Origin of the sequence: Streptomyces sp. NPDC001093 (genome assembly GCF_040298985.1) — a bacterium.
Lineage (GTDB): Bacteria > Actinomycetota > Actinomycetes > Streptomycetales > Streptomycetaceae > Streptomyces.
Window position 1 is genome coordinate 24,815 of sequence record NZ_JBEPBF010000041.1, and the last position, 21,845, is coordinate 46,659.

The 21,845-nt window shown below is 71.3% G+C and carries 24 protein-coding genes; 15 read left to right on the top strand and 9 right to left on the bottom strand.

Going from position 1 to position 21,845, the window contains the following annotated elements; all coding sequences use genetic code 11:
- Window positions 1–3 precede the first annotated feature (3 nt).
- The 3 genes from resB to ABT288_RS21545 are packed head-to-tail and all read left to right on the top strand — an operon-like array spanning window position 4 to window position 3,312.
- Window positions 4–1,728 carry a cytochrome c biogenesis protein ResB gene (gene resB, locus ABT288_RS21535; RefSeq protein ID WP_351610078.1) on the top strand — a complete coding sequence of 575 codons (1,725 nt, stop codon included), beginning with the start codon at window positions 4–6 and terminating at the stop codon, window positions 1,726–1,728.
- The gene (ccsB, locus tag ABT288_RS21540; RefSeq protein WP_351610081.1) at window positions 1,725–2,825 is read left to right on the top strand and encodes a c-type cytochrome biogenesis protein CcsB; all 1,101 of its coding nucleotides are present in this window, start codon (window positions 1,725–1,727) and stop codon (window positions 2,823–2,825) included. The genes resB and ccsB overlap by 4 nt, the downstream gene beginning before the upstream one ends.
- A 25-nt stretch (window positions 2,826–2,850) precedes the next feature.
- Entirely contained in the window at window positions 2,851–3,312 is a 462-nt protein-coding gene (locus ABT288_RS21545; protein ID WP_351610084.1) for an SRPBCC family protein, read from the top strand.
- Between the two features lie 33 nt (window positions 3,313–3,345).
- On the opposite strand, the gene ABT288_RS21550 is transcribed toward ABT288_RS21545, so the two are convergent.
- From ABT288_RS21550 to ABT288_RS21560, 3 genes are all read right to left on the bottom strand, one after another.
- Window positions 3,346–4,761, bottom strand: coding sequence for a condensation domain-containing protein (locus ABT288_RS21550; RefSeq protein WP_351610086.1), 1,416 nt, complete (start codon window positions 4,759–4,761; stop codon window positions 3,346–3,348).
- A 146-nt stretch (window positions 4,762–4,907) separates the two neighbouring features.
- Window positions 4,908–5,873, bottom strand: a complete 966-nt coding sequence (locus ABT288_RS21555) for an isopenicillin N synthase family dioxygenase (RefSeq protein WP_351610089.1) — start codon at window positions 5,871–5,873, stop codon at window positions 4,908–4,910.
- Window positions 5,866–6,315 (bottom strand): nucleoside deaminase, encoded by a 450-nt coding sequence (locus ABT288_RS21560; protein WP_351610092.1) that lies wholly within the window; start codon window positions 6,313–6,315, stop codon window positions 5,866–5,868. The genes ABT288_RS21555 and ABT288_RS21560 overlap by 8 nt, the downstream gene beginning before the upstream one ends.
- Before the next feature lie 206 nt (window positions 6,316–6,521).
- Between ABT288_RS21560 and ABT288_RS21565 the strand changes: the two genes are divergently transcribed.
- Window positions 6,522–8,276 carry an outer membrane protein assembly factor BamB family protein gene (locus ABT288_RS21565; protein WP_351610094.1) on the top strand — a complete coding sequence of 585 codons (1,755 nt, stop codon included), beginning with the start codon at window positions 6,522–6,524 and terminating at the stop codon, window positions 8,274–8,276.
- A 34-nt stretch (window positions 8,277–8,310) separates the two neighbouring features.
- Here the strand turns inward: ABT288_RS21565 and pqqE are convergent, their stop codons facing one another.
- From pqqE to ABT288_RS21585, 4 genes are all read right to left on the bottom strand, one after another.
- A complete protein-coding gene (gene pqqE / locus ABT288_RS21570) occupies window positions 8,311–9,702 on the bottom strand; it encodes a pyrroloquinoline quinone biosynthesis protein PqqE (protein ID WP_351610096.1) in 1,392 nt (463 codons plus the stop codon).
- Complete coding sequence (pqqC, locus tag ABT288_RS21575) at window positions 9,699–10,388, bottom strand: pyrroloquinoline-quinone synthase PqqC (RefSeq protein WP_351610099.1); 690 nt, start codon at window positions 10,386–10,388, stop codon at window positions 9,699–9,701. Before pqqC ends, pqqE begins: the two co-directional genes overlap by 4 nt.
- A complete protein-coding gene (locus tag ABT288_RS21580; protein ID WP_351610100.1) occupies window positions 10,373–10,531 on the bottom strand; it encodes a hypothetical protein in 159 nt (52 codons plus the stop codon). The genes pqqC and ABT288_RS21580 overlap by 16 nt, the downstream gene beginning before the upstream one ends.
- 467 nt (window positions 10,532–10,998) lie before the next feature.
- Complete coding sequence (locus ABT288_RS21585) at window positions 10,999–11,973, bottom strand: quinone oxidoreductase family protein (RefSeq protein WP_351610102.1); 975 nt, start codon at window positions 11,971–11,973, stop codon at window positions 10,999–11,001.
- A 55-nt stretch (window positions 11,974–12,028) separates the two neighbouring features.
- Here ABT288_RS21585 and ABT288_RS21590 point away from each other — a divergent pair, with 55 nt between their 5' ends.
- Both ABT288_RS21590 and ABT288_RS21595 read left to right on the top strand, forming a co-directional pair.
- Window positions 12,029–12,406, top strand: a complete 378-nt coding sequence (locus ABT288_RS21590; protein ID WP_351610105.1) for an ArsR/SmtB family transcription factor — start codon at window positions 12,029–12,031, stop codon at window positions 12,404–12,406.
- A gap of 258 nt (window positions 12,407–12,664) precedes the next feature.
- Window positions 12,665–13,621 carry a DMT family transporter gene (locus ABT288_RS21595; protein ID WP_351610108.1) on the top strand — a complete coding sequence of 319 codons (957 nt, stop codon included), beginning with the start codon at window positions 12,665–12,667 and terminating at the stop codon, window positions 13,619–13,621.
- Here the strand turns inward: ABT288_RS21595 and ABT288_RS21600 are convergent.
- Window positions 13,509–14,399, bottom strand: a complete 891-nt coding sequence (locus ABT288_RS21600) for a LysR family transcriptional regulator (protein WP_351610110.1) — start codon at window positions 14,397–14,399, stop codon at window positions 13,509–13,511. The two genes, ABT288_RS21595 and ABT288_RS21600, sit on opposite strands and share 113 nt — an antisense overlap.
- Entirely contained in the window at window positions 14,399–14,689 is a 291-nt protein-coding gene (locus tag ABT288_RS21605; protein WP_351610112.1) for a PLD nuclease N-terminal domain-containing protein, read from the bottom strand. The genes ABT288_RS21600 and ABT288_RS21605 overlap by 1 nt, the downstream gene beginning before the upstream one ends.
- Before the next feature lie 75 nt (window positions 14,690–14,764).
- Between ABT288_RS21605 and ABT288_RS21610 the strand changes: the two genes are divergently transcribed.
- The 9 genes from ABT288_RS21610 (at window position 14,765) to ABT288_RS21650 (ending at window position 21,841) form a co-directional block, all read left to right on the top strand.
- The gene (locus ABT288_RS21610) at window positions 14,765–16,216 is read left to right on the top strand and encodes a menaquinone biosynthesis decarboxylase (protein ID WP_351610115.1); all 1,452 of its coding nucleotides are present in this window, start codon (window positions 14,765–14,767) and stop codon (window positions 16,214–16,216) included.
- On the top strand, window positions 16,213–17,115 hold the full coding sequence (mqnP, locus tag ABT288_RS21615; protein WP_351610118.1) for a menaquinone biosynthesis prenyltransferase MqnP: 903 nt from the start codon (window positions 16,213–16,215) through the stop codon (window positions 17,113–17,115). The genes ABT288_RS21610 and mqnP overlap by 4 nt, the downstream gene beginning before the upstream one ends.
- Before the next feature lie 28 nt (window positions 17,116–17,143).
- Window positions 17,144–17,815 carry a UbiX family flavin prenyltransferase gene (locus ABT288_RS21620; protein ID WP_502972791.1) on the top strand — a complete coding sequence of 224 codons (672 nt, stop codon included), beginning with the start codon at window positions 17,144–17,146 and terminating at the stop codon, window positions 17,813–17,815.
- A gap of 68 nt (window positions 17,816–17,883) precedes the next feature.
- Window positions 17,884–18,339: an Lrp/AsnC family transcriptional regulator gene (locus tag ABT288_RS21625; protein WP_351610121.1), complete on the top strand. Its 456-nt coding sequence runs from the start codon at window positions 17,884–17,886 to the stop codon at window positions 18,337–18,339.
- Window positions 18,340–18,380: 41 nt separating this feature from the next.
- Window positions 18,381–19,544 (top strand): aminofutalosine synthase MqnE, encoded by a 1,164-nt coding sequence (mqnE, locus tag ABT288_RS21630; RefSeq protein ID WP_351610123.1) that lies wholly within the window; start codon window positions 18,381–18,383, stop codon window positions 19,542–19,544.
- 27 nt (window positions 19,545–19,571) lie between these two features.
- Complete coding sequence (locus ABT288_RS21635) at window positions 19,572–20,231, top strand: UdgX family uracil-DNA binding protein (RefSeq protein WP_351610126.1); 660 nt, start codon at window positions 19,572–19,574, stop codon at window positions 20,229–20,231.
- A 16-nt stretch (window positions 20,232–20,247) separates the two neighbouring features.
- Window positions 20,248–20,772 (top strand): GNAT family N-acetyltransferase, encoded by a 525-nt coding sequence (locus ABT288_RS21640; RefSeq protein ID WP_351610128.1) that lies wholly within the window; start codon window positions 20,248–20,250, stop codon window positions 20,770–20,772.
- 75 nt (window positions 20,773–20,847) lie between these two features.
- The gene (locus tag ABT288_RS21645) at window positions 20,848–21,156 is read left to right on the top strand and encodes a DUF4229 domain-containing protein (protein ID WP_351610131.1); all 309 of its coding nucleotides are present in this window, start codon (window positions 20,848–20,850) and stop codon (window positions 21,154–21,156) included.
- A 10-nt stretch (window positions 21,157–21,166) separates the two neighbouring features.
- Entirely contained in the window at window positions 21,167–21,841 is a 675-nt protein-coding gene (locus tag ABT288_RS21650) for a TetR/AcrR family transcriptional regulator (protein WP_351610134.1), read from the top strand.
- Window positions 21,842–21,845: the final 4 nt, after the last annotated feature.

Sequence of the window (21,845 nt, forward strand, 5' to 3'; positions counted from 1 at the left end):
TCGATGAGCAAGACCGAAACCGACAAGAGCCGGGACCAGGCGGACGCGGACCAGGAGGACCTCGGCGCGGCCGGCTCCCAGCTGTCCACCGCCCCGCGCGAGGAGCTGTCCGCCGCCCCCGGCCTCGGCGTCATCGGCTGGGCCCGCTGGTTCTGGCGGCAGCTGACCTCCATGCGGGTCGCGCTGCTGCTGCTCCTGCTGCTCTCGCTCGGCGCGATCCCCGGCTCGCTCATCCCGCAGACCGGCGCCGACCTCAACAAGGTCGACGACTTCCGCAAGGCACACAAGACGCTCGCGCCGATCTACGACAAGCTCGGACTGTTCCACGTCTACAGCTCGGTGTGGTTCTCCGCGATCTACATCCTGCTGTTCGTCTCCCTCATCGGCTGCATCGTCCCGCGCACCTGGCAGTTCGTCGGCCAGCTGCGCGGCCGTCCGCCGGGCGCCCCCAAGCGGCTGACCCGGCTGCCCGCCTACACGACATGGCGTACGACCGCCGAGCCCGAGCAGGTCCGCGAGGCCGCGCTCGCCCTGCTGAAGAAGCGCCGCTTCCGCGCCCATGTCGCCGGGGACGCCGTCGCCGCCGAGAAGGGCTATCTGCGCGAGCTGGGCAACCTGGCCTTCCACATCGCCCTGATCGTGCTGCTGATCGCCTTCGCCTCCGGCCAGCTGTACAAGTCGGACGGCACCAAGCTGGTGGTCGAGGGCGACGGCTTCTCCAACGCGCTGTCGCAGTACGACGACTTCAAGTCCGGCAGCCTGTTCCAGAACGACGACCTCGTGCCGTTCAGCTTCGACCTGAAGGACTTCAGGGGCACCTACGAGGTCACCGGCCCCAACAGGGGCACGCCGCGCACCTTCGAAGCCAAGATCGACTACAGCCAGGGCGCGTACGGCAAGCAGAAGTCGACCACCATCCAGGTCAACCAGCCGCTGCACATCGGCGACGCCAAGGTCTACCTCGTCAGCCACGGCTACGCACCCGTCATCACCGTCCGCGACGGCAAGGGCGACGTCGTCTACCACGACGCCGTGCCGCTGCTGCCGCTCGACGGAAACGTCACCTCCAACGGTGTGATCAAGGTGATGGACGGCTACCGCGACGCGCAGGGCAGGAAGGACCAGCTCGGCTTCCAGGCCTTCTTCGTGCCGACCTTCGACCCGAAGAGCGGCACGATGCTCTCCCAGTTCCCGGCGCTGGTGAACCCGCTGCTCGCGGTGAACGCCTACCACGGTGACCTCGGCGTCAACTCCGGTATTCCGCAGAGTGTGTACCAGCTGGACAAGACGCACATGAAGGCGTTCAAGGACAGCAAGGGCCAGCTGCTGAAGAAGCTTCTCCAGCCGGGCGACACGCTCACGCTGCCGAACGGCGCCGGGTCGATCACCTTCGAGAAGGACATCAAGGAGTGGGCCGGCTTCGAGATCGTCCAGGAGCCCGGCAGCGGCTGGGCGCTGGGCGGTGCCCTCACCGCGATCTTCGGCCTGGCCGCCTCGCTGTTCATCCAGCGGCGCCGGGTGTGGGTGCGCGCGGTGCGCGGCGCCGACGGCGTGACGGTCGTCGAGATGGCCGGGCTGGGCCGCAGCGAGTCCGCCAAGGTGCCCGAGGAACTGGGCGACCTCGCCGGAATCCTCTACGACCAGGCGCCGGGGGCACCCGACCCCGACGACGACCCTTCAGAATCCCCCGACACCCCAGTCGTACCTGCCGAAGGGGCTGAGAAGTGACTCTCGCCGCCGCAACCGATCTCGCCGCCGCGACCAACGAACACCTGGCGAGCATCAGCAACACGCTGATCTACTCGTCGATGGCCGTCTACACCCTGGCCTTCTTCGCGTACATCGCCGAGTGGCTCTTCGGCAGCCGCAGCAAGGTGGCCCGTACGGCCGCCGCGCTGACGGCCCAGCCGGAGACCTCCGCGAAGGCCCCCGCCGTCACCGTCAAGCAGGCCGGCGGTACGGCCGTGCTGGAGCGGCCGAAGGTCGTGGTCCGCTCGGCCTCCGGCGCCCGTGATGTGCCGGACGGGCCGGGTGCGCACGGCGGGGACGCGCAGGGCGACCTCTACGGCCGCATCGCCGTCTCGCTCACCGTGCTCGCCTTCCTGGTGGAGCTGGCCGGTGTCGTCGCCCGCGCCGCCTCCGTGCAGCGGGCGCCGTGGGGCAACATGTACGAGTTCAACATCACCTTCTCCACGGTGGCCGTCGGCGTGTACCTCGCGCTGCTGGCGCTGAAGAAGAACGTGCGCTGGCTCGGGCTGTTCCTGATCACCACGGTCCTGCTGGACCTGGGCCTCGCGGTCACCGTCCTGTACACCGCGAGCGACCAGCTGGTGCCGGCGCTGCACTCGTACTGGCTGTACATCCACGTCTCCACCGCGATCTTCTGCGGCGCGGTGTTCTACGTCGGCGCGGTCGCCACGATCCTGTACCTGTTCAAGGACTCGTACGAGACCAAGCTGCAGACCGGCGGCAAGCCCGGTGCCTTCGCGACCTCGGTCCTGGAGCGCCTGCCCGCCTCCGCCTCGCTGGACAAGTTCGCCTACCGGGTCAACGCGGCGGTGTTCCCGCTGTGGACGTTCACGATCATCGCGGGCGCGATCTGGGCGGGCGACGCCTGGGGCCGCTACTGGAACTGGGACCCGAAGGAGACCTGGTCCTTCATCACCTGGGTCGCCTACGCCTGCTACCTGCACGCCCGGGCCACCGCCGGCTGGAAGGGCCGCAAGGCCGCCTACCTGGCGATGATCGCCTTCGGCTGCTGGCTGTTCAACTACTACGGCGTCAACATCTTCGTCAGCGGCAAGCACTCCTACGCGGGCGTGTGAGCCGAGGGTCGCCCACACTGGTGTCATGAGCGGTTCCATCGCACAGGGCACCAGCCAGACCCACGGGAACACGCACATACTCCACTTCCTGGTGCGGCTCCCGCGGCCCATGGAAGACGTCTGGCCGGCGGTGGCCACCCCCGAGGGACTCGGGGCGTGGTGCACCGCCGTCGACGTTCTGCAGCCCCGCCTCGACGGCGCGGTCACCCTGCGTGACCTGGGCTCCGGCCGGGTCACCGCCTGGGACGTGGACCGGGTCGCGGAGTACACCGTCGAGGGCGGCGGCCGGATCCGGTTCCATCTGGAGCGGGGCGGCGACGCGGAGAGCGTGCTGCGCTTCACCCACGAGTTCCAGGGCGAGGCGGCGTCGGAGTCGGACTGGCGCAACAGATTCGAACGCCTGATCGGCATCCTGGAGTCGTCCCGGCCTCTTCCGGGAAAGAAGCCGCCCGAGCCCTCGGAGCCCCTTCCCGGGCAGTTCACCTAGGGGGCGGCAGGTCACTCCTTCCCGGCGTCCGGCTCAGGACACCGCGGACAGGCTGCCGTGGGCCACCGAGGCGATGTGGTCGCGCAGCCGCTCGACGTACAGGCGCAGGTTCTTCGCCGCCACGTCCGTGTCCGGATACCGGCTCGCCAGCCACAGCCCCTCGTGCAGCCGGTTCACCCACACGCACACCTGGTCGCCGTACGACACCCGCAGCAGCGCGTGCGCCCGCTGCTCGGCCCAGCGTTCGGCGCCGGGGACGGCCCGGGTGTCGACGTAGGAGACGATCGAGTACAGGTCCGGCGAGGTCGGCCGGAAGTCCGCGCCGAGCAGGCTCAGCACCCGGGCCAGCGGCATCCGGGCGAGCGAGCGGTTGGCCTGCAGCTCCGCGCGCACCGCCCGCAGGGTCTCCGGGAAGCCCGTCGTACGGCCCACCGGGACCTCGATCGGGGCGCCGCCCACGTACCAGCCCACCGAGTCGCTCCAGCGCGACTTCACCCGGGTGTGGAACGGCACCACCGTCCGGTACACCGGCTGCCCGCCCAGCTCGTGCACGATCAGCCCGGTCGCGGCCAGCAGACCGACCAGGCTGCCGCCGTACGGCCTGCAGTACGCCTCGAACGCCGCCGCCTCGGCGGCGTCGGCCAGCGGCTCGCACAGCATCCGCTGCCGGGGCAGCGGGCCGCCCGGTTCCACTCCGAGGTCGACGGGGAAGCCGGGCAGCATGCCGTCGCAGCGCCGGATGAACTCGCGCCAGCGGCCGACGATGGCGTGCCGGGCGTCGATGCCGTCCGCGTCGGCCCGCTCCAGCTCGCAGAAGTCGACGTAACTGGCCGCCGGGGTGCGGGAGCCGGGGCCGGTGCCGGCCAGGCCCGCCGTGTACAGCTCGTGCACCTCGGCGGCGATCCGGGTCAGGGAGTAGGCGTCGACGTTGCTGTGGTCGAAGGCCATGTACACGCTGGCGCCGTCGTCCCGTACGACGGCCGTGTAGATCAGGTTCGGCCAGCGCAGCGCGTCCGCGACCGCGTCGAACCGGTGCTCGAGGCGCCGGACCAGCTCGTCCGCGTCCCGGAAGTCGCCTGCCTCCTCCCGGTGCAGGGACACGTCGGCGGCGTCCAGGGTGAAGCGGCGCAGTTCGTCTTCCGCGGGTCCCGCCCAGCGGAAGCCGCTGCGCAGCGTCTCGTGCCGTACCGTCCAGCCGCGCAGCGCCTCCTGCAGCACATCGAGGTCGACCGGGCCCGGCAGGTCGAAGGCGGTGCCGAGCCAGGTCGGCACGAACAGCCCGTCCTCCCGGACGCACCGGGCGGTCCTGATGTGCGACTCCTGGATGTACGCCGGGGGCCGGCAGTCGTCCGGGAGTGCCGTCGCCGCCGCCACCGTCGCCGGGCTCAGCGTCCATTCGACGAGCCGTCCCGGCCGGACCTCGCAGCGCTGGATGTCAGTGATTCGCACGCGTCTCCCATCGCAGAAAGGGGGCCCCTGGTCGCGGGCCCCCTTCAAGGGCCAATGCCACGGGACGCGAACGGGACATGCCCGGCGGGTTCGTTTCAGCGGAACGGGTGGCGGCCCGGACACGGGATTGACAGGGGTGGCCCGGTTCAGCCGACGGTGATCGAGTCCAGCTTCTCGCGCAGGTACACGTGCGAGTCGACCGGCGGGTACGTCACCCGGCCCACCGGCGCCGGCACGGACTCCACGACGGTGCCCGGGGTGCACTCGCCGAAGTACACGAGCGACATCAGCTCCTCGGCGGGCGCGTCGGCGGGCGGGGGCAGCACCCGGTGCCGCCCGGACCGCCACCGGTCGCCGGTCCAACGGGCCAGCAGATCACCGGTGTTGATGGTGAAGGCGTCCGGGTCGTACGGCGCGTCCTCCCAGCCGCCGGCGTCGGTGTACACCTGAAGCCCGCCCTTCCCGGCCTGCCGGTCGAGAATGGTCACGGTGCCGAAGTCGGTGTGCGGCCCGATCCGGAACTGCCCGGGCAGCGGCTCGCCGACGACGTCCGTCCCCGGATACCAGTTGATGTTGAAGCCGTACGTCGGACGGTCCATGTGCCGGGAGAAGAAGTCGGGTTCGAGTCCGAGCGCGTACCCGAGCAGTGACAGCAGCTCCTTCTCCAGGGCGGCCATGCGCGACAGGTAGGTCCTGCACAGCTCCCGGAGCTCCGGCACCTCGGCCGGCCATACGTTGGACGCGTACCACTCGGCGTTGACGACCGGGTCCTCGAAGGGCTCGTCCGTGGCGAAGGTCAGCGACTCCTTCAGGTCGGGCGGTGTCTCGGTACCCTCCGCGTACCCGTTGGCCTCGGCACCGGGCCCGAGCCAGCCCCGGCCGCCGACTTTCGCCTCGTACCGCCGCTTGACCTCGACGGGCAGCAGGAAGAACTCCCGCGCGGCCGCCCGGATCCCGGCCCGCAGCCCGGGCTCCACACCGTGCCTGGTGACCAGCAGGAACCCGGCGGTCTGCAGTGCCTGGTCGACGGTACGGGCGAGGGCGGCGCGGCTCCCGTCGTCGCCGTGGAGCCACGGCCGCAGATCAATGGTCGGAACGCGCGTGTCACTCACCGATGTCCTCGTTCCACAGCTCGGGGTTGTCCTTGACGAAGGCGCGCAGCACCGAGACGCACTCGGGGTCCTCCAGGACCAGGATCTCCACGCCGTGCTCGGCCAGCCACTCATGGCCGCCGTGGAAGGTGGTGGCCTCGCCGATCACCACCCGGGAGATACCGAACTGGCGGATCAGGCCGCTGCAGTACCAGCAGGGGGAGAGGGTGGTGACCATGGTGGTGCCACGGTACGTGCGCCGCCGTCCCGCCGCGCGGAAGGCGGCCGTCTCCGCGTGGGCGGAGGGGTCGCCGTCCTGGACCCGGCGGTTGCGGCCACGGCCGAGGAGGGTGCCGTCCGGGGCGTAGAGGGCGGCACCGATCGGGATCCCGCCCTCGGCCAGGCCGGCACGGGCCTCCGCTACGGCGGTGGCGAGCCAGACGCGGGCCTGTCGTTCGTCCATGGCCCCCACTGTGCTGGGCGGGAGGAGCGCGGGGCAACGCGGGGCGGGGGTGTCGAGGACCCTGCCGGTGTCCTCGCCCCGTGTCTGTTGCTCCCCGGGAATGAATCCCTCGTCGCGGCGAGAGCCGCCTGCCCGATCACCTGAGTGTGCGTCAAGACAATCGGTGTCGGCCGAGTTGAGCGGGACCCGAAACCAGGGCGGAGCACATGACACGACTCACGTCGCCTGCGAACCGACGAACCGGGGCAGGAGGACAGGGCAGACGGCGGCTGCTGCGGCTGAGAGCCACCGCCGCGGCGGGCCTGCTGCTGCTCGGACTCGCCTCCCAGGCACAGGCCATCGACTCCACCATCTCGGTGAACAACAGCCGCACGGGATGGGACGCGAACGAGCCGAACCTGTCGCCGGCCCAGGTGTCCTCGTCGAGCTTCGGACAGCGCTGGTCCACCGCGGTGAGCGGTGCGGTGGAGGGCCAACCGCTGGTCACCGGCAGGCATGTGATCGTCGCCACCGAGAACAACTACGTCTACGGCATCGACGCCGTCACCGGGCAGAAGAACTGGACCCGTCAGCTCGGCCCGACCTGGCCCACCTCGGCGGTCAACTGCAGCTCTCCCGCATCGAGCACGGGGATCACCTCGACTCCGGTTTACGACCATGCGTCCAACACCGTCTACCTCACCAGCAAGGTCAATGACGGCGCGGACGTGCAGCACCCGCACTGGTACTTCCACGCGTTGGACGCCTCCACCGGCGCCGAGCGCGCGGGCTGGCCGGTGCGGATCCAGGGCACGCCGACCAACAGCCCCGGCCATCCGTTCAACGCGTTCACCTCCCTGCAGCGTGCGGGGCTGCTCCTGCTGAACGGCTGGGTTTACGCGGGCTTCGGCTCCCTCTGCGACCACGCTCCGTACGTCGGCCAGGTGGTCGGGGTGAGGACCGCCAGCCGTCGTCTGACCCTGTGGTCCGCCGAGGCCGGCACCGACAACCAGGGGGCCGGTATCTGGCAGAGCGGCGGCGGCCTGGTCTCGGACGGCCCCGGCCGGATCTTCCTCAGCACCGGCAACGGCTTCGGGACGGGCTCCTCGCCGAGCCCCGGCCCGGGCAACAAGCCGCCCGGCCGCCTCGGCGAGTCGGTGGTCCGGCTCGGCGTGAACAGCGATGGCAGCCTCTCGGCGCGGGACTTCTTCAGCCCGGCCAACAACAAGACACTGGACGACCACGACAGGGACCTCGGCTCGGGCGGGCCGGTCGCGCTGCCCGGCAGTTTCGGCACCGCCGCGCACCCGCACCTGCTGGTGCAGGTCGGCAAGGACGGCCGGGTCTTCCTGCTGGACCGGAACAACCTGGGTGGCATGGGCCAGGGCCCGAACGGCACGGACAAACCGGTGAGCGTGGCCGGACCGTTCGAGGGCGTCTGGGGGCACCCCGGCGTCTGGGGCGGTGGCGGAGGCTACGTGTACACCGTGGCCGCCAATGGCGGTTCACCGCTGCGCGCGCTGAAGTTCAGGGTGAACAGTTCCGGCATTCCGACCCTGACCAGCGTGGGCACCAGCAACGAGGGATTCGGCTACGGCTCCGGTTCTCCCGTGGTCACCTCGAACGGAACGACCGGCGGCTCCGCGCTGGTCTGGGTGGTCTTCTCCGGCTCCGGCTCCACCACCGGTGGTGCACTACGGGTCTACGACGCGGTGCCCGTGAACGGCGTCATGCACCTGCGCCGCTCCTTCCCGATCGGCACGGCGTACGGCTTCGTGGTCCCCGCCACCGACGGCGGCCGGGTCTACGTGGGGACCTCGTCCGGCCACGTGGTGGCCTTCGGGGCCGCGGCCCCGCCCTCCGGCACGGCGGGCGCGGCCTCCGGCACGGCGGACCCGCCCGCCGGCACCGCGGGCCCGTCCTCCGGCACGCAGACAGGTGGCTGCCGCCCCTGTGGGGGTTCGGACCAGTACGGGTCCTGAGCCTCGCCGCCCGAGCCCCGGCCCCGGACGCACCTCAGCGGAAGCGTCTGGGGGCGGGGCCGGAGCCGGCGGCCGGGATCGGGTCGGTGACCAGGTGGTGGTGCGGCGAGAGGGGGCAGGCCGGGTCGGTGGCGGCCGGATCGCCGGTGAACTGGAAGGCCTGGCAGCGGCAGCCGCCGTGGTCCACCTCGCGCAGTGCGCAGCCGCGACACGGCTCCGGCATCCAGGCGGTGCCCCGGAACCGGTTGAAGGCGGGGGAGTCGTGCCAGATCGCCGCCAGATCCTCGGTGACCGCGCTGGGCACCGGCAGAGCGGGCAGCTGAGCGGCGGCGAGGCAGGGCAGCACGTCGCCGTCGGGCGCGACGACCAGCTGACGCTCTCCCCAGCCGTTCATGCACGGCTTCACCGCGCCGGTGTGGTGATCGGCGGCGACGAGCACGATCTCGGCCCGCCCGATGTGGCGTTCCCGGGCCGCGGCGACGTCCCGCTCGGCCTGCCGGACCTGTTCCCCGTTGGGCGCGAGGTGGGCGCGGTTGCGCCAGGCCCAGCCGTAGTACTGGGTGTGCGCGAGCTCGACCCGGTCGGCGCCCAGCGCCACCGCCTGGTCGGCGAGGTCGCCGAGCCGCGCCAGATTGCCCCGGTGCAGCACGGCGTTGACGGTCAGCGGCAGGCCGGCGCCGGTGAACCGCCGTGCCGCGGTGAGCTTTCGCTCGTGCGCGCTGAATCCGGCGACGGCGTCGGCGCGGCCCGCGTCGGCGTCCTGGAGTGACAGTTGCACATGGTCGAGGCCCGCGTCGGCGAGTTCGGCGGCCCGCCCGGCGGCCAGCGGGATGCCGCTGGTGACCAGGTTGGTGTAGAGACCCAGCCGACGGGCCCGGTCGACGAGGACCGTCAGATCGCGACGCAGCAGCGGTTCACCGCCGGTGAGGTGGACCTGGAGCACGCCCAGTTCCCGCGCCTGGTCGAGGATCCGCAGCCAATGCTCCGTCTGAAGTTCGTCGCGGTGGCGGGAGAGTTCGACCGGGTTGGAGCAGTAGAGGCACTGGAGCGGGCAGCGGTAGGTGAGTTCGGCGATCAGGCCGAGTGGAGCGGGCGTGCGTACGGCGGTGCCGGACGGGCCGGCGGCGGCGACGGGGCGGGCGGGTGCGCCGGTGCCGTCCAGGGCGAGCAGCCGCCGTTCGGCGAGATCGGCGAGCAGCGCGCCCACCTGCTCGCCGTCCACCCCGTCGTACTCGTCGCGGAGCCGGGCGGTGATCGCTCGCGCGCCCCGGCGTCCGTCGCAGTGCCGGAGTACGGCGGCCGCGCTGTCGTTGAGCATCAGCACGCCCTCGGGGTAGACCAGCGCGGCCTGGTTCCGGACCGGGTCGTGCACCAGCCGCACCCCCTTGCGCAGGCCGGGGATCACGGTGGAGCCGGCGGTGCTCACCGGGCGGCCCCGTAGTCGACCGCGTCCAGCATGGCGTTGAGGACCTCGCACTTGAAGGCCAGGGCGTCGATCGCGGCCTGCTGCTGCTCACCGGTGACACAGTGGTCCAGGACGAGCTCGAGGGTGCGGGCGCTGTCCTTCCGGGCGACCGGGATGCGGCGCTCGAAGTAGCCGTAGCCGGCCGGGTCGATCCACTCGTAGTGCCGGCGCCAGGCGGCGACGCGGGCAGCCATGTGGTCGGGCGAGAACATCTCGGTGAGCGCCGCTGCCACACCTTCGGTCCACGGTCTGGTCCGGCAGAAGTGCAGGTAGCCGTCGACGGCGAAGCGCACACCACGGGCGACGTGCCGCTCGTCGAGGACCTCGGCGCGGTCCAGGCCGACCGCCTCGGCGAGCACCAGCCAGTCGGCCAGCCCGCCGTCGGTGCCGCTTGTGCCGTCCTGCTGGCCGAGCCGCTCGGCCCAGACCCGGCGGACCTCCGGCAGTGGGCAGTTGGCGATGATCGCGGCGTTCTTGCGGGTGAGGCAGAGCTGGTAGTACCAGCGGTTGGCGACCCAGTGCCGCAACTCCGGCGGCGTGCAGCCACCGGAGTGCAGGCGCTGGTGGAACGGGTGGCTGTCCCAGTACCGTCCGCGCAGGTCGTACAGCCTGGCGGCGAACCGGTCGCGGGTCAGCGCTTGCGCCACGGGGCGGTCTGTCCGGCGTAGGCGGTGATCTCGGCGCCGGTGCGGTGGCATTCCACCACCGGGGCCGACCAGGCGGGTTTGGCTGCGACCCGCCGGACCGGGGGCGCGCTGGGGGCGGGTCGCCGTGTGCGGGTGGCGGTCACAGGTGCCTCCTTGGTGAGCGGGGCGGGAGCGGACCCGCGGGCCTGCCGGTGCGGGACCGTCCTTACGGCAGGACGCTACGAGCCCGCCCGCCCGGCCGCCGGTTCAGCGCCCCCGAACGGGTGACGGCCCAGGGCGCGAACACTGCGGGAGTACCGGGGCCGCGCGGCGACCGCCCGCCAGATCCGCTCCGGCGGCGCGCCGGTCGGCGTAGGAGGAGTGCAGCAGCAACGGGGACGCGAACGCGGGCCGGCAGGGCGGCACGGACGGCTCCGGCGGCGCGTCCGGCACCGGGAGCGGTGGCAGGAGCAGTGGAGGCAGCGGATCCGCAGTTCGGGGGGTTCCAGCACCACCGGAGGTTCCAGCGGCTCCGGCGGCTCCACCATATGTTCTGCAGCGGGTACGCCGCCGCCCCGATCCTGGGCCGGGTGGCCGCGAAGTTGCCTGAGGTGAGCGGCAGTTGGGGGGCTCAGTCGGCCACCCGCAGCAGCAGCTTGCCCGTGCTCGACCGTCCTCCCATCAGCCGGTGTGCCTCCGCCGCCCGGGCGAGCGGGAACTCGGCCGTCACCGGCAGGGTCACCGTGCCGTCGGCCGCCTTCGCGAACGCCCGCTCCGACAGCCGGCGCAGGGCGTCCGGCGCGGTCCGGGCCAGGTTCAGGATGGAGAAGCCGGAGACAGAGACGCCGAGCGGGTACAGCTCGGGCTGGCCCACGCTCCACGGCTCGGCGCCGCTCGCGTTGCCGTAGGAGACCAGGCGTCCGAAGGGCGCCAGCGAGGCCAGCCCCGCGCGCAGGGTGTCGCCGCCGACGGGGTCCAGCACCAGGTCGGCGCCGCGCCCCCCGGTCGCCGCGCGCACCGGTTCCTGGAAGGAGCCGACGAACACCTCGTCGTAGCCGTGGCTCTTGGCGTGGGCGGCCTTCGCGGCCGAGGAGACCACGCCGTACACCGCCCCGGCGCCCGCGGCCCGGGCGAGCTGCCCGACCGCCGTGCCGACCCCGCCGGCCGCGCCCTGGACGAGGACGGACTCGCCGGGCTGGAGCCGGCCGACGGTGTGGACGAGGGCGTAGGCCGTGGGCAGCACCGTCGGCAGGGTCGCGGCGGTGCGCAGGTCCAGGCCGGAGGGGACCGGGAAGGCGGTCGCCGCCCCGGCCACCGCCACCTCCGCGTACGCGCCTCCCTCGGTGAGCGCGACCACCTCCTGGCCGACGGCCAGGCCGGTGACGCCGGCGCCGAGCGCGCGGACGCGGCCGGAGACCTCCAGGCCGGGCACGTACGGCAGCGCGGGCACCCGGTAGCCCTCCGCGCGGGCCTTGAGGTCGGCGAAGTTCACGCCGGTGTAGGCCACGTCGATGCTCACCTGCCCGGGGCCGGGCTCCGGCACCTCGGCCGTCACCGGTCGCAGCACCTCGGGACCGCCGTACTCCTGGAACTCCACCGCGCGCATGCCACACCCCTGGCTCGAACCGACTGTTCAATCAAAAGCGAACACTCGCGAGTGTATGGTTTCCATCGAACACTCGGCAAGAGGAAGAGGGGAGCGTGGCGTGACCACCGGCAGTCACCGGGCCGCCCCGGAGCACACTCACCCCGACGACGTGCCCGTTCTCACGGCGCTCGCCGCCCTCGCCGACCCCGTGCGCCTCACCCTGGTCAGGGAGCTGGCAGGCTCCGCCGACTGGACCCGCAGCTGCGGCAGCTTCGATGTGCCGGTCGGCAAGGCCGCCCTCAGCCACCACTTCGCGGTGCTGCGCGGGGCCGGGCTGGTCGAGCAGCGCGACGAGGGCCCCCGACGGGTCAACCGGCTGCGCCGGGCCGAGTTCGACGCCCGCTTCCCGGGGCTGCTCGACCTCGTCCTGCGCGACGACCCGTTTTCCTGACGGCTCTTCACATCCCTTTTGCCGGCCTTCTCGCACCGACGACCCGCACGTACGGGCCAGGGCTCCGGCCGCCGCCGACGACCGCTCGCCGTACTCCAAGGTGACGACCCGGCGCCCCGACCCCCACGAGGTCGTGCTCCGGTACCCGGTGGCCGCCCTCCGGTGAACTGCGGGTATCGGCACCGCCGATGACCCCATCGGCAGCGCCCCGCACTGGCGCGTGGACCGGCACCGGGGGCCGTTCGTAGCGTCACTGCCATGACCTCAGAGACCAGGGGCACGGCCCAGCTGACCACCGCCATGATGCTCTCCGGCACCCTCGGCGTCTTCGTCGTGGAGTCGGGTGCCTCGCCCTTCGACGTCGTCTTCTTCCGCGTCCTGTTCGGCGCCCTCGCCCTCGGCGGCTATGCCGCCGCCCGCGGCTGGCTGCGCGACCACGGCTTCACCCGCCGCACCCTCGGACTCGCCGTGCTCGGCGGGGTGTTCATCGTCCTCAACTGGGTGCTGCTGTTCTCGTCGTACCAGAACACGTCCATCTCGGTGGCCACGGTCGTCTACCACACGCAGCCCTTCTACGTGGTCCTCCTCGGCGCCCTGCTGTTCCGCGAACGGCTCAGCGCCGCGAAGGCGGGCTGGATCGCGGTCGCCTTCGCCGGGCTGGTCCTCGTCTCGGGCGTCACCCCCGGCGACTTCACGAGCGGCGGCTCGTACCTGCTCGGCATCGGCCAGGCCCTCCTCGCCGCCCTGCTCTACGGCCTGTCCACCCTGGCCACCAAGCGGATCACCGGTGTCCGCCCGCACCTGATCGCCCTCGTCCAGGTCCTCGTCGGCATCCCGCTCCTGCTGCCCTTCGCGGACTTCGGCGCGATGAGCGGCACCGGCTGGAGGTGGGGCTGGCTCATCGGGCTCGGCCTGATCCACACCGGGGTGATGTACGTCCTCATGTACGCCGCCTACGCCCAGCTGCCCACCGCGAAGATCGCCGTCCTGGCCTTCGTCTACCCGGCCGTGGCGATGCTGATGGACTGGCTGGTCTACGGCCACCACATCGGGCTCGTCCAGACGCTGGGCGTCCCGCTGATCGTGACGGCGAGCCTGAAGGTCACCCTGGCCCGTCCTGCTCGGCGACCAGCCGCCGCGCCTGCTCCGCGAACAGCCGGGCGTGCGCCGGAAGCCGCTTCCCGGCCCGCCACGCCAGCTGCGTGCGAAGCGTGAACGGCGGCTCCCAGTCCAGCCGTACCAGAGAGCCCTCCGCGAGTTCGGCGGCGACCGTCACCTCGGGCAGCAGCGCGATCCCGAGGCCGGCCGCCGCCGCGCGCTTGGTGGCCTCGATCGTGCCGAACTCCATGAACTCCACGTCCCCGAAGGACCTCAGCTCCCGCTCGAACAGGTCCCGGTAGGCGCAGCCGGGCTCGGTGGCCAGCAGGGGCTGGTCCGTCAGGCCGGCGGTCGTCACGGGGGAGGTGCTCAGTGCGTGCCCGGGCGCCGCGACCAGCGCCAGCGGCTCCACCGCGAGCACGGCGCTCTCCAGCCCCGGGTGCTCGGTCTCCTCCTCCATCAGGAACCCCACGTCGTAGGTGCCCTGACGCAGCGCCTGCCGGGTCTCGTCGCCGATGGTGGTGCGCAGCGCGAGCCGCACCCTGGGGTGGCGGTGGTGGAAGTACTCCAGCAGCGGCGGCAGCCGGTAGGAGGTGAGCGACTCCATGGTCCCGACGGTGAGGGTGCCGGAGGGCTCCTCCGGCTCGACGACCGCCGCCCGGGCCTCCTCCGCCAGCTCGATGATCTGCCGGGCGTACGGCAGCAGCCGCTCACCGGCCTCGGTGAGCCGGATCCGGCCGCCGAGCCGGTCGAACAGCTCGATGCCGAGGGAGGACTCCAGGGTGCGGATCTGACCGGTCACGCTGGACTGGGCGTACGACAGCTCGGCCGCGGCCCGGGTGAAGCTCAGCACCGTGGCGACCTTCTCGAAGGTGACGAGCAGCCGGAGTTCCATCAGCCCTGCTCGGGGTCGTCCCTGTTCAGGGACTTGAGGAACTCGGGGTTGTCGTCGGGGGCGACCCACTGCCCGGGCGTGGCGCCGCCGCCCGCCGGGGCCGTCTGCCGCGCCCTGCCGGTGATCAGCCAGGCCACCGGCCCGACCAGCACCTCGCCGAAGAGCAGGATGATGACCACCCACACCACCTTCGGCAGATGCCGCACCTCTTCCTCCGGGGTGTTCAGGCAGTCCACGAAGGCGTAGATCCACAGGGCCAGGACCAGCAGGAACGGCAGATACCTGAGCATGGTGTGCGATCCCCCGACGAAGTGAGACGGCCCCGGTGACCGGGCCAGGGTAACGGGTGGCAGATACTGGGACACATGGCTTACGACGATCTTCGCTCCCTGCTGCGGGCGCTGGAGCGCGAGGGCGACCTCAAGCGCATCAAGGCCGAGGTCGACCCGTATCTGGAAGTCGGGGAGATCGTCGACCGGGTGCAGAAGTCCGGCGGCCCCGCCCTGCTCTTCGAGAACGTGAAGGGCTCGGCGATGCCGCTCGCCATGAACGTCTTCGGCACCGACCGCCGCCTGCTGAAGGCGCTGGGCCTGAAGTCGTACGGCGAGATCTCCGAGAAGATCGGCGGCCTGCTGCGGCCCGAGCTGCCGCACGGCTTCGTCGGCGTGCGCGAGGCCTTCGGCAAGCTCGGCGCGATGACCCACGTGCCGCCGAGGAAGGTCAAGGAGGCGCCGGTGCAGGAGGTCGTCCTGCACGGTGACGAGGTGGACCTCGACCGGCTCCCGGCGCTGTTCACCTGGCCGAAGGACGGCGGCTCCTTCTTCAACCTGGGGCTCACGCACACCAAGGACCCGGAGACGGGCATCCGCAACCTCGGGCTGTACCGCCTGCAGCGCCACGACCGGCGCACCATCGGCATGCACTGGCAGATCCACAAGGACAGCCGCAACCACTACCAGGTGGCGGCGCGGCGCGGTGAGCGCCTGCCGGTGGCCATCGCCTTCGGGTGTCCGCCCGCCGTGACGTACGCCTCCACGGCCCCCCTCCCCGGTGACATCGACGAATACCTCTTCGCCGGGTTCATCGCGGGCAGGCGGATCGAGATGGTCGACTGCAAGACCGTCCCGCTCCAGGTGCCGGCGAACGCCGAGGTCGTCCTCGAGGGCTGGCTGGAGCCGGGCGAGATGCTGCCCGAGGGCCCCTTCGGCGACCACACCGGCTTCTACACCCCGCAGGAGCCGTTCCCCGCGCTGAAGATCGACTGCGTCACGATGCGGAAGCGCCCGCTGCTGCAGTCGATCGTGGTCGGCCGCCCGCCGACGGAGGACGGCCCCCTGGGCCGCGCCACGGAGCGTTTCTTCCTCCCGCTGCTGAAGATCATCGTCCCGGACATCGTGGACTACCACCTGCCCGAGGCCGGCGGCTTCCACAACTGCGCGATCGTCTCGATCGACAAGAAGTACCCCAAGCACGCGCAGAAGGTGATGCACGCGATCTGGGGCGCGCACATGATGTCCCTGACCAAGCTGATCGTGGTCGTGGACGCCGACTGCGACGTGCACGATCTGCACGAGGTCGCCTGGCGGGCCCTCGGCAACACCGACTACGCCCGTGACCTCACCGTTGCCGAAGGCCCCGTCGACCATCTCGACCACGCCTCCTACCAGCAGTTCTGGGGCGGCAAGGCTGGGATCGACGCGACGAAGAAGTGGCCCGAGGAGGGCTACACCCGCGACGGGGGCTGGCCGGACATGGTCCTGTCGGACCCGGCTACGGCGGCCCTGGTGGACCGCCGCTGGAAGGAGTACGGCCTGTGAGCACCGCTTCCGCCGCGATCCCCCAGCCGGGACGCACGAAGGCCTTCCTGCGCCTGGTGATGATCGAGCACTCGGTCTTCGCGCTGCCCTTCGCCTACATCGCCTCGCTCACGGCGATGTACGAGTGGGACAGGAACATCCACTGGGGCCGGCTGCTGCTGGTCACCGTCTGCATGGTCGGCCTGCGCACGTTCGCGATGGCGGTCAACCGGATCATCGACCGCGAGATCGACGCCCGGAACCCCCGTACGGCCCACCGCGAGCTGGTCACCGGGGCCATGTCGGTCCGGCACGCCTGGACCGGCGCCCTGATCGCCCTGGTGATCTTCCTCGGCGCGGCCGCCCTGCTGAACCCGCTGTGCCTGGCCCTGGCGCCGGTGGCGGTGATCCCCATGGTGGTCTACCCCTACGGCAAACGGTTCACGAACTTTCCCCAGGCGATCCTGGGCCTCGCCCAGGCGATGGGGCCGGTGGGCGGCTGGCTCGCCGTCTCCGGCACCTGGAACTGGCAGGCGGTGATCCTCGGCCTCGCCGTCGGCATCTGGATCGGCGGCTTCGACCTGATCTACGCCTGCCAGGACGTCGAGACCGACCGGGAGATCGGCGTCATGTCGGTACCGGCCCGCTTCGGCATCCCGGCCGCCATCCGGGGCGCGCGGGCCTGCCACACGATCACGACGGCCCTGTTCGTCTGGTACGGCGTCGTCACCGGCGCGGGTGCTTTCTTCTGGCTCGGCCTGCTGATCGTCGCGGGTGCGTTCCTCTACGAGCACTCGATCGTCCGGCCGCACGACCTCTCCCGCCTGAACAGGGCGTTCTTCAGCGTCAACGGATTCATCGGCATCGCCCTGTTCGTATGCGCCCTGCTCGACCTGCTGGTGCGGGGGCTGACCGTCTGACGGTCCGGTCCGCCGGTACGCTCAAAGTGTGAACGCAGGAGAATCGCAGCGCGTGCCTTGGATCGTGGGGGTGTCCGGTGCTTCCGGGACGCCGTATGCGGCGGCCGTGCTGCGCGCACTTCTGGCGGCGGGGGAGGCGGTCGACCTGGTGGTCAGCCGGGCCTCGCGGCTGACCCTGCTGGACGAGACCGGCATCTCGTTCCGGGACGCCCACTGGCAGGACGACCTGCGGGAATGGCTGGCCCGGGGCGCCGACGGCAAGCCCGGGACCTTCGACGTGGACATCAGCGGGGTGCGGTACTGGAGCGCGGGCGACCTCGCGGCCGGGCCGTCCTCGGGCTCGTACCCGGCGAAGGGGATGCTGATCGTGCCCGCCTCGACGGCCTGTGTCGCGGGCGTCGCGCTGGGCCTGTCCAAGGATCTGCTGCAGCGGGCGGCGAGCGTCACCCTCAAGGAGCGCCGTCCCCTGGTCGTGGCGGTGCGCGAGACCCCGCTGAACGGCCAGACCCTGAGGCATCTCGTGGCGCTGGACGACACCGGCGCGAGCGTCGTACCGGCCTCGCCCGCCTTCTACGCGGGCGCCACCCACATCCAGGACCTGGTGGACTTCGTCGCCGGGCGGGTGCTGGACGCGGCGGGCGTCGGGCACGGCCTGTACCGGCGCTGGAAGGGCGAACTGGGTGGCGGCACGGACCAGTAGCGCACATCGCAGTACGGCTCATCACTTCAGGAACTCTTCAGACCTCTTCAGCGGAAGGCTTCGATCGCATGGACGCGGTGGACAGGCAGCTCATCCAGGCCCTGAGGGAGAACGGCCGGGCCTCGTACGCGGAGCTGGGGCGCCTTGTCGGCCTGTCGGGCCCCAGCGTCACCGACCGCATCAACCGTCTCGAGGCGGCCGGTGTCATCACCGGCTACCGCGCCACGGTGAACGCGGCCTCCCTCGGCCTCGGCGTCATCGCGCTGATCGGCATCTCGCTCTCCGACGCCGCCGACCACGAGGACGTCGCCCAGCGGCTGCGGGACCTCCCGGAGATCGAGGACTGCTGGTTCATCGCCGGTGACGACTCCTTCATGCTCAAGGTGCGCGCGACGGACGTGGACGGCCTGGAGAAGATCATCCGCCGGCTGTCCGGCACCAAGGGCGTCTCCCGGACCCGTACCACCATCGTGCTCTCCACCAAGTGGGAGAACCGGGTCGGGGAACTGCCCGAAGAGGTCTAGGGATACCGTGGGGCGAGCTGTCGTAGAAAGGGCGTGTTGGCATGGACGTCGGGCTCAAGCGCGAGCTGGAGGAGAAGGTCCGCTCCGGTGAGCGGCTGACCCGCGAGGACGGCATCGCGCTGTACGAGTCGGACGACCTGGCGTGGCTCGGCGGCCTCGCCCACGAGGTGCGCACCCGCAAGAACGGCGACGTCGTGCACTTCAACGTCAACCGGCACCTCAACATGACCAACGTGTGCACGGCCTCCTGCGCCTACTGCTCCTTCCAGCGCAAGCCGGGGGAGAAGGACGCGTACACGATGCGCATCGAGGAGGCCGTGAAGCTCGCCAGGACGATGGAGTCGGAGAACCTCACCGAGCTGCACATCGTCAACGGCCTGCACCCGAACCTGCCGTGGCGCTACTACCCGCGCTCCCTGCGCGAGCTGAAGGCCGCCCTGCCGAACGTCTCCCTGAAAGCCTTCACGGCGACGGAGATCCACCACTTCGAGACGATCAGCGGTCTGTCCGCCTCGGAGATCCTGGACGAGCTGATCGACGCGGGCCTGGAGTCGCTGACCGGCGGCGGCGCGGAGATCTTCGACTGGGAGGTCCGGCAGCACATCGTGGACCACCGCACCCACTGGGAGGACTGGTCCCGCATCCACCGCCTGGCGCACGAGAAGGGTCTGAAGACCCCGTGCACCATGCTGTACGGCCACATCGAGGAGCCCCGCCACCGCGTCGACCACGTCCTGCGCCTGCGCGAGCTGCAGGACGAGACGAACGGCTTCCAGGTCTTCATCCCGCTGCGCTACCAGCACGACTTCGTGGACATGAAGGACGGCAAGATCCGCAACCGCCTTCAGGCCCGCACCCAGATGGCGACCGGCGCGGAGGCCCTGAAGACCTTCGCGGTGTCGAGGCTGCTGTTCGACAACGTCCCGCACGTGAAGGTCTTCTGGGTGATGCACGGCGTGCAGACCGCCCAGCTGGCCCTCCAGCACGGCGCGGACGACATGGACGGCTCGGTCGTGGAGTACAAGATCACCCACGATGCGGACAACTTCGGCACGCCGAACAAGCTGACCCGCGAGGACCTGCTGGAACTGATCCGCGACGCGGGCTTCCGCCCGGTGGAGCGGAACACCCGGTACGAGATCATCCGCGAGTACGACGGCCCGGACCCGGCGCGCCGGGAGTCTCCTCAGCCGATGCGGGTCTGACTCCGCGGCGGGGGGTACCCGGTGGGCATGGCTGTCACGAAGGCCCCCGAGGACGCCTACACGGCGGAGCCCTTCGTTCCGGAGGGTGCCGGTCTCACCGCCCTGCGCAGGGCCGCGGCCGACTGCCGGGGCTGCCCCCTGCACGAGAACGCCACGCAGACGGTGTTCGGCGCCGGAAACCCGCACGCGCGCGTGATGCTCGTCGGTGAGCAACCCGGCGACCAGGAGGACCGGCAGGGCAAACCCTTCGTCGGGCCTGCGGGCCGGATGCTGGACAAGGCGCTCGCGGAGGCCGGTATCGATCCCGGCGACGCCTACGTGACCAACGCCGTCAAGCACTTCAAGTTCACCCGGGCCGAGCCGCGCAAGCGCCGTATCCACAAGGCGCCGAGCCTCAGGGAGATGACCGCCTGCGGCCCCTGGCTCGCGGCGGAGCTGGCGCTGGTCGAGCCCGAGCTGATCGTGGTGCTGGGCGCGACGGCCGGGAAGGCGCTGCTGGGGTCGTCGTTCCGGGTGGGCGAGGTGCGCGGGACCGTGCTGGAGCGGGAGATCCACGGGCGCCCCGAGCGGCTGGTGCCGACCGTGCACCCGTCGTCGGTGCTGCGGGCACAGGACGACGAGGACAGGAAGGCCGCGTACCAGGGGCTCGTCGCCGATCTGAAAGTGGCTGCACGCGCCCTGGGGTAATAGATACAGTGGCCCTATGCCACTTACTTTCACGTTGGACCCCGCCATCACCCCGGCCCTGCGCGACGGCATCCTCGACCTGTGGACGGACGTCTCCAACGCGGGCGGCGCCGTGGGCTTCGTGCCGCCGGTGAGCCGGGAGGACGTCCGGCCGGAGCTGGTGAAGCACTTCGTGGGCATGGCCGAGGGGCGGCACCGACTGCTCGTCGGCCGCGACGAGACGGGCGAGCCGGCCGCCACCGCCTTCTTCGCCTTCAACACCCACCGGCTCCAGACCCACTGGGTGTGGCTGTACACGGTGATGGTCCACCCCAAGCACCAGGGGCAGGGGTACGGCCGTGACCTGCTGGCGGCCGCCGCGGACGCGGCCCGCACCTTCGACGGCGTCGACGCGATCCGGCTGACCTGCCGGGGCGGCCTCGGCCTGGAGCGGTTCTACGGCTCCTGCGGATACAAGGAGGTCGGCCGCATACCCGGCGCCATCCGGGTGGCGCCCGGTGACGACCGCGACGACATCATCATGCTGCAGCCCCTCCGCTGACCCCGCTGCAAGATCCCTTCGTGTCCGTGCTTCACTGGACGATGACCCCTTTTGGAATCGGACGACTGGATTGAGATGCTCCGCTACACACTGATGCGTCTCGGCATCTTCGCCGGCTGCCTCGTGGTCGTCTGGGGAGCCGTCTACTCCGGGATCTTCCCGCGAGGCTTCGGCAGCTCCAACGGCCTGTGGGTGCTGCTGCTCGCCCTGATCCTGTCGGCGCCGATCAGCTGGGTGGTGCTGCGCAGGGAGCGGGACCGGGCCTCGGTGCAGATCGTGACCAGGGTCGACCGGATGAAGGCCAACCTGGAGGCCAACCGCAGCCAGGAGGACGGCGCCGACGACGCCGCGAGGACGCCGGGCGAGGCGGCCGCGTCCAACTAGTCTTGCCCTCATGGGTGGGGCGAAGACCAAGCGAATGCCGCGTGCGGTGCGGGAGCAGCAGATGCTCGACGCCGCCGTACGAGTTTTCGGGCAACGCGGCTACATGGGCGCCTCCATGGACGAGATAGCCGAGCTCGCCGGCGTCTCCAAGCCCCTGGTCTACCTGTACCTGAACTCCAAGGAAGACCTCTTCACCGCCTGCATCCGGCGCGAGGCCACCGCCCTCACGGAGGCCGTCCGCGCCGGGGTGCGCACGGACCTGCCCGCCGACCGCCAGCTGTGGGACGGCCTGAAGGCGTTCTTCGCGCACACCGCCGAGCACCCCGACGCCTGGTCCGTGCTGCACCTGCAGGCCCGTACCCACGGGGAGCTGTTCGCGGCCGAGACCGCCGCAATGCGCAAGGAGATCGTCGCGTTCGTGACCCGCCTGGTCGCGATTGCGGCCCGCGAGGCCCACCGCGACCCCGACCTGCCGGAACGCGAGGTTGCCGGCCTCGCCGAGGCCCTGGTGGGCGCGGCGGAGTCCCTGGCGACGTGGGCCAACAGCACAGAGGGCGCTACCGCCCGGCAGGCGGCGACCACCCTGATGAACTTCGCGTGGTCGGGCTTGGGAAATCTGATGCGGGGCAACTCATGGACACCGCCGACGGAGCCAACCCAGGGGCGCGGGGAACTGCGCGAGTAACCCA